A 14344-nucleotide genomic window follows, 5' to 3' on the forward strand; every position below is an offset into this window, starting at 1 on the left:
AAATTGTGGGACAGCAATGGCTTTCGGGCTGCTTTTTTATGACTGAAATTTAAATCTTCATTAAGTGCTTGGTCGGGCCGTGCTAGCTGATATTTTCTGTATTGTTTAAAATCAGCACACCTAAGAATAAGAAATAAAATACCATGTCCAAAGCATTGATCACTATTGGCGCGAAAACCAGCCATGGCGGTATGGTCTCTGAATGTGAGAGCTCTTTTTTAATTAATGGTATGGCAGTGCATCTGAATGGCATGAAGCATTACTGTCCCAAGTGTCAAACTACGGTTACTGCAATTGCTAGTGATTTATCTACAATAGTCAAAGGTAGGGCTGTAATCATTGCTGGAGATAAAGCCAGTTGTGGAGCCACTTATTTACCGATGCAAAATCTGGCTATTTCTAAAAAATAATGGACCATATGTCGATCTAGACTGAAAGTGACTTTAAAGGTCATAGATTGGTGAATTCGATCCTGTGGAATTTCATATTTTAATATTAAGCTTCTATTAGGCTTTATAAAGAAATGATCAAAGAAAATAATGAAACAGGTTTTGCATTTTACTCATGCTAATGGCATTCCATCGGCAAGCTATCGGAAGTTTTTAAATTATTTTCAGGATGAATATCAGGTCAAGGCGATTCCGCTGATCGGGATGAATCCAGCCTATCCAATTACCAAAGACTGGCGTTATCTAGTAAATGAAGTGATACAGGATATCCAGCAGCAATCTCCGGATCAAAAGGTGATTGGGCTGGGACATTCATTTGGTGGTTTGGTAACTTTAATGGCAGCCTATCAACGTCCGGATTTATTTTCCAAACTGGTGATCATGGATCCACCTTTCGTAATTGGGAAAAATAGTGCATTGTTTGAAGTCGTGAAAAAGTTCAACTTAAAAAGTATTGACCGCTTCACTCCGGCAGGTATTACCCTAAAACGTAAGGATTACTGGCCATCTAAACAGGACGCCGTTGCAGCGCTGAGATCGAATCGTCTATTTAAGCATTTTGATGAACAATGTTTTCAAGATTATATTGAAAGCGGGATTGTACCTGATCAAGAGCGTGGAGGGGTAACTTTAGCTATTCCGAAACAGATTGAGGCAGAAATTTTCCGGACTGTACCGGCCTGGTGGTGGCGTACACCAAGAAAACCACCACAGGTTCCGATACATTTAATCACAGCAGAGCGCAGCCAGTTTTATCAGCAAGGTTTACCACAAGGCATGTATAAGGTTTATCGGGTAGATTATTCAGTGGTGCAGGGCGGACATATGTTTCCACTAGAATATCCAGAAGTGACAGCAAACCATGTTAAAGCTAAATTGAATGAGCTTTAATCTTTATAATAAAAAAGACTCACTAAGAGTCTTTTTTTCAGCTGGTTTAACGGATCTGAGACTGATCCAGATGACGGGCACCTTCCAGAATCATGCGAATCATGATCATGGTTTGTTCCGCAATTTCCTTACGGTCTTCAGGTGCCATATCGATCACATTGGCTCCCATATTAAATACCAGTTGGGTAATCGCTCTGGCAGCAATCTCGGGATGAAATAATTTTTTATTATTAAGTCGTTCCAGACGGATCAGGTCTTCCTGAAGCTCCTGCTGGAAATAATTCAGTTGGCGTTCGACTGCCTGTTTATAAGATTTTGAACCGGTATAGCCTTCACGTAATAACAAGCTTAAATTGCCTTCATCAGCATCCAGCTGGGCAATAAAGACTTCGACAGAACTACGGATAATACTATTCTGTTTCGATGCTTTTAGGCGGGACTCATTGAGAATCTGACGCAGCACAATCCCGGCACGATCAATCAATTCAATCGCCAGTTCATCGATATCTTTAAAATGACGATAAAAACTGTTCGGAGCAATTCCAGCCTCACGGGCAACTTCACGCAAGCTTAAAGATGAAATACTTTTTTGTGGTCCAATCAGGTTTAAAGCAGCCTGAAACAGTTCTTCCTTGGTAATGGTCGCTTTACGGCCCACACTACGGACAATAATGGGCTCATCAATGCTTTTCGATGGTAAAGACGCGTCACTGCTTATTTTCATTGAAGGCTCATTCATGAGGTGATTAGTAAAAGGCATTAGCACATTATAACGAAGGCAGTCCAGCTTGTGAAATGATTAGAAACAATACAAATGTATATACAAATATATATACAAGTGTATAATAATTAAAAATCCAAGGTGATGTCTAAAACGATGCCTGTACTCGAAAAGCTTAAAACGCCATTAAATACGCTGAAAGAGAGTGTGATTGATCCATATGCGATTAATTTCTGGATGCAGAAATTAAATCCTCTATGGTCGATGAATCAGCCTTTAGGCAAGATCGTGTGCAAAGAAAATGCTGCGCAGGATATGCTGAGCCTGACGATTCGTGTCAATCATTTATTCCAGTTCGGTCAGGCGGGCCAGCATCATCCTGTATTTGTGGTGGTGAACGGCATTCGTTATGAACGTAGCTATAGTCTGACCCGTATTGATCAGCAGCATGTTTTATTGACGGTTAAAAAAGTGAATGCAGGTAAGGTTACCACCTGGTTTGCTGAACAGGCTGAAGTCGGCGATATCATTGAATTTGGTCAACCTTTCGGTGACATGACTTTGCCAGAACAGGACAGCCCATTGCTTTTGCTTGCTGCGGGTAGTGGTATTACACCAATGCTGAGTATACTGGAAGCTTTAAAAGATAAAGTTGAATTGGTTGCACCAGTAACTTTATGGTATTGGGTCAAGAAAAATCAGGATGCTGCTTTCATTGCGCGTTTTGAAGAGCTGACACAAAAGTTTTCAAACTTTTCTTATCAGGTATTTGCAACTCAGGAACAACCGGCTGCGCCGCGTCTTGATGAATCTTATCTAGATCAATTGCAGGCATTGGAACACAGCACAGTCTATGCATGTGGACCATCAGGTTTTGTTGCGACTGCAGAACGACTGTTTGCTTCAGCAAAACTTTTCAAAAGTGAAGCTTTCAGCATGAGTTTGAATGATGAAGCTGATACTGGTTTTGTCAATGTAACCCTGACTCAATCGAAAAAAATTGTCACGATTCCTAAAGGCCAGTCGATTCTGGTGAGTCTGGAACAGCAGAATATCCGACCGACCCATGGCTGTCGTATGGGCATCTGTAATAAATGTGCCTGTAATAAAGCAGAAGGTTCAACCAAGAATCTGGTCAATGGCGCACAAAATACCGAGCCAGGTAATCTTTTAAAAATTTGTGTTAACTCAGCGCAGACTGACCTTGTCATCGACTTATAAGCGAGTTTTATCCTATGAATATGCCAGTAAAATTACAGTATTTTAAAAATCCTAAAAACCGTGAACTGACCCAATCTGAGCTAGATGAACTTGCACGTGAGCTTGATGCCATCAAACAGGAAGTGCTGGATGATTTAGGTGAAAAAGATGCCAAATATATCCGTCGTGTATATTCGAGCATCCGTTATTCATCGATTGCAGGTCGTGCCTTATTATTCACAGGCTGGTTTCCGCCAGCATGGTTGTTGGGTACAGGCTTATTAGGCTTTGCCAAAATCATGGAAAATATGGAACTGGGTCATAATGTCATGCACGGTCAATATGACTGGATGAATGATCCGAAGCTCAATGGCCAGACTTATGAGTGGGATATTGTCGGAACTTCAGACAACTGGCGTCAAACCCATAACTTCAAGCATCATACCTATACCAATATTAAAGGTATGGATGATGATATTGGTTATGGCTTGTTGCGTTTATTCCCTGAGCAACGCTGGAAACCAGGCTATTTATTACAGCCAATTTACAGTATTCCATTTTGCTTATTATTCCAGTGGGGCGTAGCCATTCAAAACCTTGAATTGGGTAAATACTTCAAAGGCCGTAAAACCAAAGAACAAACTCTTGAAGAATGGGAGCCAATGCAGCGTAAAATTGGTAAGCAATTATTCAAAGATTATGTATTCTTTCCGTTGATTGCAGGTCCTGCAGCATTACCGGTATTGACAGGTAACCTGGTGGCAAATGGTCTTCGTAATATCTGGACTTTTAGTATTATTTTCTGTGGTCACTTTACTAAAGATGTAGAAGTGTTTCCGAAAGCCGTCATGGAAAATGAAAGCCGTGGTCACTGGTATATGCGTCAGATTCGTGGTTCTTCAAACTTAACCGGTTCTGAAGCGTTTCATATTTTGACTGGACATTTAAGCCATCAGATTGAACATCACTTATATCCGGATGTGCCTGCACGCCGTTATCGTCAAATGGCGCCAAAAGTAGAAGCAGTATGTAAAAAATACGGCTTAAACTATAATAATGCCAGTCTGGTAAAACAGTATGGCAGCGTGATTAAACGTATCGTGAAATATGCGTTTCCGTTTAAGAAGTAAGATAGATTTCAATAAAAAACCGCTGTTCATAGCGGTTTTTATTATTCTCAGTTTAATTAATTATTTTAAGTTCAGACTTGGGTAAATTCATTTCAAGTAATGGAAGTACTTTATCTCGTCCTTCTAAATAAGCATACTGTGCAAGGCTTAACATTGCCTCATCTTCCTCACTATTTCCATAAGCATAAATTTCAGCATAATCTTCTAAATTATATTTTTCCAAGATTCTGCTTTTCTTCTGATCCTTACTACAATCAGGTGTGTTGTATAAACCTGTCATTTCGCCTGTCAGAATTTCTACTTCGCTACAAATCAGGTCAATGCCTAAATAAGTACAAACCGGTTTTAAATATAAATTTAACGAGGCTGAAACGAGAACGACCTGATGCCCGAGTTGCTGGTGTTGTCTGAGTTGCTTTAAGAGCTTGGGATTCAATCTTAAAACAAGCCGCTGTGCATATTCTTCGGCAAGCTGCTGAATTTCCTGCGCATGACTATTTCTGAACATGGTGTAGTACAGTTTTGGTCGCATCGCATGAGCAGGATAGAGCTTAAGATAGTAAGCCTGAATCCAAGGCAGAATACGAAGTCCACGTTTCAGAATTTGCCTTTTCTTTAAAGCATAGAAAATGAACCCTGTAAAACTGTCATAAGGATACAGGGTTCCATCAAAATCAAATAAGGCTAGAGTTTTATGTTTTTGATGCGGCGCATGCATGTTTGATAACGACCATCGACACGGTTGGCAAACCAGTTAGTATTATACTCACGACTCAATTTTGGGCCTGAGATCACGACTTCTGGCATCATTGCATAAATTGGCTCTTTACCAGTTTTTTCTTGATAAAGTTTACTGATGCCACGATAAGTCATAGTATCTTCAAAATCTTTAACTTTTTCTTTCTTTAAGTCAGCCCGAATCTGACGTTCAGTAATAATAAAATTATTTTTTGCAAAAACGCTGATGAGCTCTCGTTCAGATTGACTCTTTTGTGAGCGAATCGCGCCATCTTTAGTATATAGTAGTAAATCGCCATCCAGACTCAACTCAGCTTCGGTTAAGCTATTTAACATGCTCTGGAATGCTGCATTACGGCTGGAATACATCCCGGAGTTATAATCAGCAAAGCGATAAATCGGTTTTTCATAATCCGCAGGGTACATCATCAATCGATGAATCCCGTAATAGAGTCCGCCGTACTGGCTATACAGATCACTACGTAAATCAGCAATACTACCACCTTGACGTTTATATTCCTTGGCATAGCTGATATGAACCTGCATAGAACCCAAGGTTGTAATCGGATTCATTTTTTCGCCAATATTTTGCCCAAACAGTTTAGCTGCACCTGTCAATGCACTTACATGATAATGCTTAGCCATGTAATCAAAGATTTCACGATAAAGTTCATCTAATTGACGTTCGGTTTTGACCCGGCGCATCCGGCTTAAATAATTGTCTTCTGGGCTTGGATGGTTTTTTAGTACATCCTGGAAATATCCTGCAACTGTTCCACCGATACTTTCACCAAGTTTATCTTTAAATTTTTCTTCCAGCCGTTCCTGAACTTCTTTAACGGCTTTTTCACCAAGACCAGGAACTACCGGGTCTGCATTAAAGTTAGATTCCTGATCGACAACTGCCACGATTGAACAGATATTCTCTTTGGTTTGTGGAATGCCGAGCTGGTCAGTGATGTCATAAATATCTTGTGCCCAGGATTCGCGCTGGCTGACACGACTTGGAATGGCTTTGCGAATATGTTCAACTTCAAGAGTTGGTTCATCATTTGACCACCATGAACCATTGCCACACCCTACAAGGCTAATAGATAAAGCAAGTAGGGATAAGGACTTAAGAGAAAAAGCTTGAGCAAAATATTTGTTCATGGTGTCGTAAATAAATTGAAAAGATGAGTGAACAAGGCAGATGCAGTATACTATGCCCATCAGAAAAGTGATGAATTTATATGTATATTGGTCCCTATCAACTGTCAAATAATTTGATTGTCGCTCCCATGGCAGGTGGGATAGATTAATCACATATACATTATAAAAATTATTATTTATTAGCATCTTACTGAATAGCCGCATGGTGCAAGGTGCAAAATAGGTGCAACCATGCGGTAATTAATCAATAATTTAGCAATCAATGGTTCATTGCTACCCAGTCTTTCTTAGACTCTTTTTGTATTGCTTCAAGCCAAGATGCCACATCACTTAGATGAACATAAAAAGGGGAGTTTCTTCCATCCGATTTAAATGCAGGAAATGGAAGAGTGCATTTATTTGCGCGCTTATTTGCCTGTTCAATTGTAAGATGAGGCAAGTAATCCGGCAAGAGCTCTTCAAGTTTAATTACAGGTTTACGGTACTTCATGAGTAACATAAAACTGATATCAACTGGATCATCAATTTTCATAGCTGCTCCCATTATGAAATCTCCTTCAAACTTTGTTTTACCGATTCCGGCAACCCAAAAAAATCATTTAGAGTTTTATCAAATTCACCGCTTTCAATGAATTGATCCATCAGATTTACTTGCTGATCGATATTGCTATCTTCACAAGGCTCACATGGTTTTTGAATATCAGTCATTGTTTTTCTCCTTGAGCCTTCAAGTATTCAAACTTTGCATCTGCCCAGTTCTTAGAATCATATGGGCTTAATCCTTTTTTCTTGCACCAATCAGCGCACCAGAGCCATTGCGCATCGTCATATGGGGTGGGTTCAATTATTTGGTTATTGCTATCCATCACGCCACCTCATAGAAGCGCCTAGCCTCATCAAAATCAGAAGTAATTAACTCAGCACTATCTTTGTAGCAGTGCACGATTTCACCGTACTTAAAAGCTTGTTCAGCCTGCTGCATGTTTTTGCACTGGTACATCGGCTCTTTAAACCAGTCTTCTGTATAAAACATTTGTTCCTGGTGTTCTTCAGCTGTGCCTTCCCATTCTTGAACCTGAAAGTATTCATCAAATGATTCGATCATGAACTGATTACCTTCAGCTTTAGTCATGGCTCTGTATCGAGCCAAAGCACGTTCAGCAATTTCTTTTGATGCAGCAGGTGACTGTTCATGCGGACTATCATCTTCAGGGCAGATTCCTACGCACCACAATTTATTCTTTTCCATCACGCCACCTTTACATCTAAATAATCAGGGTTATCCAGGTGCTCTTCATATTCACCAAATAGCACCTGGCATGCTGCATTGCCTGTTAAATCTTTCTTTAAAAGCACATAACTTAGTGTCTTGCGTGTGCCTTTGCCGCTAAATGTCGAGCTGCCATCCGCAAGTTCATTTTTGGTATAACCCAATTTTTCTAGCCACAGCTTGAAACCAACTTCATGCTTCTTTTTAATTCTGAAGATCATCTGTACCCCCAGGTGTTCGCAAAATTTCGAAGGCAATCATCAATACCGAATAGGTTGATGTTGCGGTAAGTTCTAACCCGACCTTTGTGCTGCACAAGCAGCACGCGGGTCATAGAAGAGTAGGAATAACTCATGAAGCCTCCCCAGTTTCAGCAGCTTGAATCAAGGCATCTTTGCGCTGAGCATAAATACTGAGTAGCTCCTGATGATCAGCTGGAAGTAATTTAGCAGCAGGTATCGCTGGTGCCAGTCGTTCTAAAGTTTCTACTGAATCCATGTCATAGATCCGATTGATCAGAACCTGCTTCTTCTTTTTGTAGAACAGATCGATAGAGGCACTACCATGCTCAGCACTTTCCACTGCTGCTTGTTTGCGTGCAGTGTTTTCAATTTGATCAATCAAACTAGGTTGCACGACTTCAATGACTTCATCTGCGATTGGTTCAGGTTCAGCCTTAGGCGTGTATTGCTCAGGATCTAGTTCAAGCAATTTATCTTCAGTCAGTTTGCACAAGTGCTGTTGATCTTTTTGATCTAAGTGTCCATTGGCCAGAAATACGTGACGGAATGAAAGAACGTCATCCTCCTTAGTAAACCGATCAATTTGTGCAGTGAACTTTTCAACAAGCTTTACCCGGTCGGTTTCAACTGAATCCGCTTCAATTTCTGTAACTGGAGTTTCAGTATTAATAGTGGCTTCTTGCTCTATGGCTTCAATAGGCTGAATCAGCTCTGGCTCAGGCTGTTTTTCAATATCTGGTACAGCATCACCTGGGCCAGCTGGTATGCCAGCCTGTTCAGTCTCATTCTTAGCTTTGGTTGAGCGTCTCTTTTTGGGTTTGCCTGTATTGTTTATAGTTGGGGGATAGACAATAATTCGACCAAATAGCTCACCCATTGCCACTAATTGTAATTCGGCATTTTCTTTATCCGCCTGAGCAAAACCATTGTCGACAGCTTTGAAATACTCCATGCACTGTTTGCTGTATTTAATCTGTGAGATATGGTCAGGATGAATAATAAAGATTTCCTGATCTTCCACGACATCATCAAGAGTCAAAGGCTTGGTAAATGTAATACCAGCCAGTTCCATGGTTTCAATTTTGATGCAGAACTCATAGCCTGGCATAGCGAAAATCGTAGCAGGGAATTGAGATAGATCATCAAAATCCATTAACTCACCAGCTGCACGACACATGATATTTCGGCCAGCCATCATTGCCTCAAAAGCTTCTTTGCTATTTAAAATTTTCATGCTGTCATTGCTCCCTTAGCTACTTGTTCTATTTCATTTTTTACGGCTTCAAATTTGGAAGCTTCTATCTGGTTGAGAGCATCAAGCCCTAAGTGTTCACACACTGTTTTCGCATCAAGACCACAGGTATCGATAAAGTCCTGTAGATCGGCCAGCTGCTCATCAGAAATACCTTTGAATTGAGGTGGATTGAACCAGCGCTTTTTCTCTTTTTCGTAGGTGCATTGCATTTCAGCGCCACGTGCCTTAATAGCAGCCCACATTTCTTTTACATACTTATGCTCAGGCATAAGTGACTCAGTAAGCTGATTTAGATCACCGGCATGACTGGCTTCTTCGCAGACTTGCTTACAATGATTAAGGTCGGTGATATTTTTTAACTCTTCAGCTTGTACTGGAGTAAGAGTATTGATGTGGTCCTTGGCTTGTTTAAGCAGATCTGCAAGGAAAGTAGGGGAATGAGCCAGATCTGGAACAGTAACTTGGCCAGAGCAAACTTCCACACCATTCCCATTTGTATGTATTCGACCTAAGCGACCTGAGTTTTTGCCATGGTGTGACTCAGATGGGTTGAAATAGATCGTACGGAGATCATCTCCGTTCTCATCGGTAGAAGCGTGTAGATAGCCCATAATGTCTGACATGCGATAAAGCATCGCGCTATTTTTGCCAGCCAGATCTGGACGCACAATTTTGATCTTATTCTTACCAGCTTCCTGCTCTACAGCATGAGCAATAAAAACAATATCTTTACCTAGGTTTTCCCACTTACGAACCATTTTCATAAATAGGTTTCCAGCTAGACCCTGCGCCTTTAATGTCAGTGATTTATCACGTTGCAGGTTGTCACTATTCTTGGAAAGATGATCTTTAATTGCATCCAGCATTGCACCTACAGTATCTGAAACAATAGTTTTATAGGGTGCATAGAAGTCATCCTTAAGATTCTCAAGGTCAAGCCAGCTATCAATACGAACAATTGCGCCACGACGCAGCTCAGCAGATACACGATGCTGACCTTTATCAAAGTCAAAAATTAAAGGCTTTTCTGCGGTATGAGCAATGGTACTTTTACCCATACCAGGATCGGTATACAGGTAGCACTTAATACTTTCTACAAGCAGGGTGTTTTCTGGTGTAAATACTTGAATAGCCATCTCAACGTACTCCTGCAGAACGGTTTTTGCGCTTAAAGTTCTTATAGTCTTCCGATGCAAAGAAGCCTGTGTTTTCCAAAACTTGATGACGCTTGTTTTTACACATAGCAACACGTGCATTTTCTAATCCATCTAAGATCCACTGCGGAGTAAGAGATTTATCCATCTTCTTCAATGAACCATTAGACTGAATGGAGTAGATCTGCGTATTGCAGAAATAGTCAGAAATAGTTCCTGAACTTTTGACACGTAGAGCAAAATAGCTGGCCCGAGTTTTACCTACTCGATATATTTCAAGTCCTTCGAAGGTCTTGATGTATTCAGAGAAATAACGATGAGTTGAGCCAAATTCTACTGGCATTGGCACTACAGGTAGCTCATCTGCTTTGAATTGTAGGAAGCCGGTATAAAGGTCTACAAAATTAATTTGAGTTCGATCATCAAGAGGAGACCAGTCATCAGAGCCGCATTCACACCAGTAGACCGATTGACCATTCAAAAGCGCCTCAAAGATTTGATCAGCAGAATTTAAAATCATGACTGAACCTCCACCAGACGGTGCTTCATGATGTAGCCGGCGATCATTGAATTGATTTCGCGGTGATCTTGATGATCAGTGAAGTCGTTATATGGATTGCCATTAGCATCAAATATCTTGATTTCACCCAGTTCAGTGACTTCGACTGCAGTGAATTCTGAGCCGGGTACGCCGTAGCTATCTGGATAAGTCTCAACTTCAAATGAAGTAATTTCCAAACGAAAGCCATCAAGGTTTACGACAGCTTCACCATGTACATCGTCGAGCATCTGTAAAGAGACGATTCCATATTCAGATTGAATATTTTGAACTGGTGCTACCTGGTCACTACCAAAGTCAGCAAGATGAGCAAATGCCAAGGCGCTTACAGTTAAGGCAGCAGTAAACAGAGTTACCTTGAAGCTATTGTGTGGAGTTAATTTTGTGTTCATAATTACTTTACTCACAGATAGAGTGTGGGTCACGCCTCAAGTAGTTCCAGCTACGTTGGGGCTTTTCTTTGCTTGTGAGATATAATTTAGTATTTACTAAATATTAAGTCAATAGTATTTGCTAAATAAAATTAGCATTAATTTAGTATTTGCTGAATTTCATGTTTTAATAGACAAAAGAAAACCCACACAAGGTGGGTTCTCTTAAAGCGTAAATCTTATTTTTTGTATTCAGTAATACTGATAGGTTTGTCTTTCATAAACTCTACAATACCTTCACCAGCTTTGAAGTGAATTGAAACGCCGTCATCATTGGCCAAACGCATACCACTTCCTGAAATAGCTCGTTTAAGGTGATAAACCTTGCCAGAATTATCTGTCATTTCTGCAGTTTCAAAATTATCTGAAGATTTCAATTCAACTGTAAGATCCATTGGACCAGTAAAGTTAATTACCTGAGTTTCAGCTGGAGTATTGCTCACAACTTTTTCTTGCACCACTTCGTTTTTTGGATTTGAAGTACAGCCAGTAATCGCTAATCCTAACAATGCTGCACCTAACAAATATTTCATTGAGACTTACCTTTCTATTTATGAATCATAGGTATCTTTATACTAATTGTTATAATGTAACATTTAAAGGCAAGGTTACACTTACCTTACATAAAGAAAAACCCGCGGATAGCGGGTTAGTGATGCTTTACTTAGTTATTACAGACCTGGTCATGAGAGGTCTTAAGTCCAATATAAAGATTTAATATTTCAGAAGTAAGAAAGCTTTAGCACTGAATAGCATCTTTCTCTTTGTAGTGATCCAAAACCAAATCCATATCAGCCAAAAGCACAGCTTCAGAGTATTCACCGGGTGATAGCTTCAACAAGTTAGGCATATAGTTTTTTTCATACTCGCGCGGGTAGTCTCTGCATAAGATCTTTACCCGCACATCTTGAGTGGTGAACTCTGAATCTAACTTTTCCAGATATTTGCTAAGAATATTGTCTGAGTTCTCAAAAGCTGTAGCGGTGACAATTGGATCTACACCTTCATCTGGTTGCTTCTGGCAGCCGGTAAAAGTCAAAGATAAGAGTAGGGTGGTAAGTGTGATGTATTTCATAGTTATAGGTTTATTGTTATTGGAGTTTGAATTATAAGCAAGTTTAGGGAAAAGAAAACCCACCGGTGAGGTGGGGTATAAGCGTTATTGATAATTAATTAAAAAGATCAGGGGTTGGAGCAATATTTTGTGCCCAAGTGAGAATATTATTTGAAATATCAAACTCTTCAAAATATTTTTGGTGCACTATTTCATTCATTTCTAACTTCCATTCAAACTCTTTTAGGAAATTAAACCTTTTTTCTTGTTCTGGTTCAGGCAATAAACTTAATGAATAATCATTAGGCAATAATGTGAATAAAACAGCATCATCACCAAGGCCACATTTTTTTGCTAATTGTAGGTCTGTTAGTGCTGCGAGGCAGCTAACCTCAAATTTATCATATGTTTTATAAATTGTTGAGTTGATGCTACCAACTTGTTTTGTTCCTTTTGGGCGAATTGGGACATCAATTTGATGAGTCTTTTGCCCAATTTTGATATCTAACCAGGATTTCTCGGGGAAAATATCATAAACAGTATCACCAATTTGATTAAAAATACGTGATTTGATATTAGTTATTAAGTTTGATGTTCTATATGTTGGGAAGCGCTCTACTTGTTCATTTGATGTACCATGAGGTTTCCCGAATGGCACTGCACGGTTGAATAATTTATCTAAAATAGCTTGTATAGATTCACCACGAGCAAATCCTCGTTGATCAAATATTAATTGAGGGGAGACAGATTTTTTCCAATCTCGTTTAATCAAATACTCTATTAAATCAATTGCTAATTCTAGGTTATTGGATATATCACTTCCATAAACACACTCTAGGCGACCATAATCTTCAATAAATTTAGTGTGAATGAATCCATTTTCTTCAAGAAAAACACCTATTGATATTTGTTCATTACTTATTAGGTCGGGTGTCCAGCGAATTTGCGTCCAATGCCCCTCAATTGCCGAAGTTTGAGGAGATTTTTTTTTAAATTTTTCTTCTAGCCCTTTGAAATTATTCATAATATCAACTCAGTGGACGCACAATTGATTGGGATGAAAGGAATGTATCACATCTTTCACTAAATTTCTTTAAACCTTCTGCGCGATACTTAAGAAAACCTAAAACAGTTTCCAAGGCCAAATAAGATGGTATTTCTTCAATACCTGTCTCAATGACTTCATCCCCAATTAGGTCATGCAAGTGAAGCCTTATCTCTGATTCAGCTTTTAAAAATGCTTTTTGATGTTCTTGTTTTGCTAGCTCAAGCTCATGCATAGTATTTTCATATTGGAACAGCCCAGAAGATGCATGTTTTTCATGAAGTAGTTTTAAATGTAAATTATTTGCAAAACCTATATGGTGACAATTGAAGTCAAGCAATTGTGCTTCTTTCCAATTACCTCCATGCATACATTCTCCATGATCAATAAGGTTAAATGTTTTATCTGGCAAATGAATTGAGTTTCCCATATTTCTATCTGTATTTAATATCCAGTCATCAAAGGCGATCAATTTTGATAATTGATCCCAATCTTTCATGCAGGAACTAAAATACTCAACCATTACATTCATGATAGTTGGATTATTTTCTATTTCTATTCTAAGGTTTTGTCCTTTCACATCTTCTGTGACCCATGCAAAGGTAAAACCCCTATAACGATCAACCTCACTGAGCATATTTACTAATGTTGGATTAAGGATTTTATTTTCCACTAAAAGAAAACCAGCTCTAGGAGGCATTGGTAAATTAAGTGCTTTTCCTAAAAGATATCCGATCATTTCGTTAATTAGGCTTCTAGGTTTGTCTCCAGCATAAATTTTTACCCAAGAATCTCGTTCTATATCATCTTCCCATTTTATAGTTGCCATATGGGTTGCTCCCGAAACACCATCAGTGGCGACGCGAAGATACTCAATATAATTAGAGGAGGGAAGGTACTGAATAAGTTGTTGTGAAGTCATTTATTTTCCTCATATTTTATTAAGCATTCTGATACAGCCCAAATACTTACCGATCCAATTTCTATTTAATTAAATAAAAAGCTGAATACGCTTAAACTTTTTATTTGCTTCAATTGTCCCGTCCTGAAATA

20 protein-coding genes and 1 pseudogene are annotated in these 14344 nt (G+C 39.3%); 5 read left to right on the forward strand and 16 right to left on the reverse strand.

The window, feature by feature from the left end:
• Positions 1–143 precede the first annotated feature (143 nt).
• Positions 144–410, forward strand: coding sequence for a PAAR domain-containing protein (locus B3Q46_RS08440; RefSeq protein WP_262735542.1), 267 nt, complete (start codon positions 144–146; stop codon positions 408–410).
• Between the two features lie 129 nt (positions 411–539).
• Positions 540–1340 (forward strand): alpha/beta fold hydrolase, encoded by an 801-nt coding sequence (locus B3Q46_RS08445; RefSeq protein WP_261634893.1) that lies wholly within the window; start codon positions 540–542, stop codon positions 1338–1340.
• Positions 1341–1386: 46 nt separating this feature from the next.
• On the opposite strand, the gene fabR is transcribed toward B3Q46_RS08445, so the two are convergent.
• A complete protein-coding gene (gene fabR, locus B3Q46_RS08450; RefSeq protein ID WP_004786319.1) occupies positions 1387–2064 on the reverse strand; it encodes an HTH-type transcriptional repressor FabR in 678 nt (225 codons plus the stop codon).
• Positions 2065–2217: 153 nt separating this feature from the next.
• Between fabR and B3Q46_RS08455 the strand changes: the two genes are divergently transcribed.
• Together B3Q46_RS08455 and B3Q46_RS08460 are read left to right on the forward strand one after the other, a co-directional pair.
• Positions 2218–3282 carry a ferredoxin reductase gene (locus B3Q46_RS08455; protein ID WP_261634892.1) on the forward strand — a complete coding sequence of 355 codons (1065 nt, stop codon included), beginning with the start codon at positions 2218–2220 and terminating at the stop codon, positions 3280–3282.
• Positions 3283–3296: 14 nt separating this feature from the next.
• A complete protein-coding gene (locus tag B3Q46_RS08460; RefSeq protein WP_286714781.1) occupies positions 3297–4391 on the forward strand; it encodes a fatty acid desaturase family protein in 1095 nt (364 codons plus the stop codon).
• A gap of 52 nt (positions 4392–4443) precedes the next feature.
• On the opposite strand, the gene B3Q46_RS08465 is transcribed toward B3Q46_RS08460, so the two are convergent.
• Together B3Q46_RS08465 and B3Q46_RS08470 are read right to left on the reverse strand one after the other, a co-directional pair.
• Complete coding sequence (locus B3Q46_RS08465) at positions 4444–5109, reverse strand: HAD-IB family phosphatase (RefSeq protein ID WP_005235152.1); 666 nt, start codon at positions 5107–5109, stop codon at positions 4444–4446.
• Positions 5076–6281, reverse strand: coding sequence for a DUF1615 domain-containing protein (locus tag B3Q46_RS08470; protein ID WP_262735538.1), 1206 nt, complete (start codon positions 6279–6281; stop codon positions 5076–5078). The genes B3Q46_RS08465 and B3Q46_RS08470 overlap by 34 nt, the downstream gene beginning before the upstream one ends.
• An 80-nt stretch (positions 6282–6361) precedes the next feature.
• Between B3Q46_RS08470 and B3Q46_RS16440 the strand changes: the two are divergent.
• Positions 6362–6427: pseudogene (locus tag B3Q46_RS16440) on the forward strand (hypothetical protein); the annotation flags it as partial.
• A 113-nt stretch (positions 6428–6540) separates the two neighbouring features.
• On the opposite strand, the gene B3Q46_RS08475 reads toward B3Q46_RS16440, so the two are convergent.
• From B3Q46_RS08475 to B3Q46_RS08535, 13 genes are all read right to left on the reverse strand, one after another.
• The gene (locus tag B3Q46_RS08475; RefSeq protein ID WP_227523934.1) at positions 6541–6813 is read right to left on the reverse strand and encodes a pyocin activator PrtN family protein; all 273 of its coding nucleotides are present in this window, start codon (positions 6811–6813) and stop codon (positions 6541–6543) included.
• Positions 6814–6824: 11 nt separating this feature from the next.
• Complete coding sequence (locus B3Q46_RS08480) at positions 6825–6989, reverse strand: hypothetical protein (RefSeq protein ID WP_286714782.1); 165 nt, start codon at positions 6987–6989, stop codon at positions 6825–6827.
• The gene (locus B3Q46_RS08485; protein WP_167333203.1) at positions 6986–7147 is read right to left on the reverse strand and encodes a hypothetical protein; all 162 of its coding nucleotides are present in this window, start codon (positions 7145–7147) and stop codon (positions 6986–6988) included. The genes B3Q46_RS08480 and B3Q46_RS08485 overlap by 4 nt, the downstream gene beginning before the upstream one ends.
• Positions 7147–7530, reverse strand: coding sequence for a hypothetical protein (locus tag B3Q46_RS08490; protein WP_286714783.1), 384 nt, complete (start codon positions 7528–7530; stop codon positions 7147–7149). The genes B3Q46_RS08485 and B3Q46_RS08490 overlap by 1 nt, the downstream gene beginning before the upstream one ends.
• Entirely contained in the window at positions 7530–7772 is a 243-nt protein-coding gene (locus tag B3Q46_RS08495; RefSeq protein ID WP_005262278.1) for a hypothetical protein, read from the reverse strand. Before B3Q46_RS08495 ends, B3Q46_RS08490 begins: the two co-directional genes overlap by 1 nt.
• A gap of 130 nt (positions 7773–7902) precedes the next feature.
• Positions 7903–9027: a hypothetical protein gene (locus B3Q46_RS08500; RefSeq protein ID WP_286714787.1), complete on the reverse strand. Its 1125-nt coding sequence runs from the start codon at positions 9025–9027 to the stop codon at positions 7903–7905.
• Positions 9024–10184 carry an ATP-binding protein gene (locus tag B3Q46_RS08505; RefSeq protein ID WP_005262274.1) on the reverse strand — a complete coding sequence of 387 codons (1161 nt, stop codon included), beginning with the start codon at positions 10182–10184 and terminating at the stop codon, positions 9024–9026. The genes B3Q46_RS08500 and B3Q46_RS08505 overlap by 4 nt, the downstream gene beginning before the upstream one ends.
• A 1-nt stretch (position 10185) precedes the next feature.
• Positions 10186–10722 carry a hypothetical protein gene (locus B3Q46_RS08510; RefSeq protein WP_286714790.1) on the reverse strand — a complete coding sequence of 179 codons (537 nt, stop codon included), beginning with the start codon at positions 10720–10722 and terminating at the stop codon, positions 10186–10188.
• Positions 10719–11153 carry a hypothetical protein gene (locus B3Q46_RS08515; protein WP_005104452.1) on the reverse strand — a complete coding sequence of 145 codons (435 nt, stop codon included), beginning with the start codon at positions 11151–11153 and terminating at the stop codon, positions 10719–10721. Before B3Q46_RS08515 ends, B3Q46_RS08510 begins: the two co-directional genes overlap by 4 nt.
• A gap of 218 nt (positions 11154–11371) precedes the next feature.
• Positions 11372–11725: a hypothetical protein gene (locus tag B3Q46_RS08520; RefSeq protein ID WP_005104451.1), complete on the reverse strand. Its 354-nt coding sequence runs from the start codon at positions 11723–11725 to the stop codon at positions 11372–11374.
• Positions 11726–11931: 206 nt separating this feature from the next.
• Complete coding sequence (locus tag B3Q46_RS08525; RefSeq protein ID WP_005104449.1) at positions 11932–12267, reverse strand: hypothetical protein; 336 nt, start codon at positions 12265–12267, stop codon at positions 11932–11934.
• 94 nt (positions 12268–12361) lie between these two features.
• Entirely contained in the window at positions 12362–13270 is a 909-nt protein-coding gene (locus tag B3Q46_RS08530; protein WP_085064977.1) for a hypothetical protein, read from the reverse strand.
• 4 nt (positions 13271–13274) lie between these two features.
• Complete coding sequence (locus tag B3Q46_RS08535) at positions 13275–14213, reverse strand: hypothetical protein (protein ID WP_005104446.1); 939 nt, start codon at positions 14211–14213, stop codon at positions 13275–13277.
• Positions 14214–14344: the final 131 nt, after the last annotated feature.

Source organism: Acinetobacter sp. UBA2581, from assembly GCF_002339435.1.
GTDB classification, from domain to species: Bacteria; Pseudomonadota; Gammaproteobacteria; order Pseudomonadales; family Moraxellaceae; genus Acinetobacter; species Acinetobacter variabilis.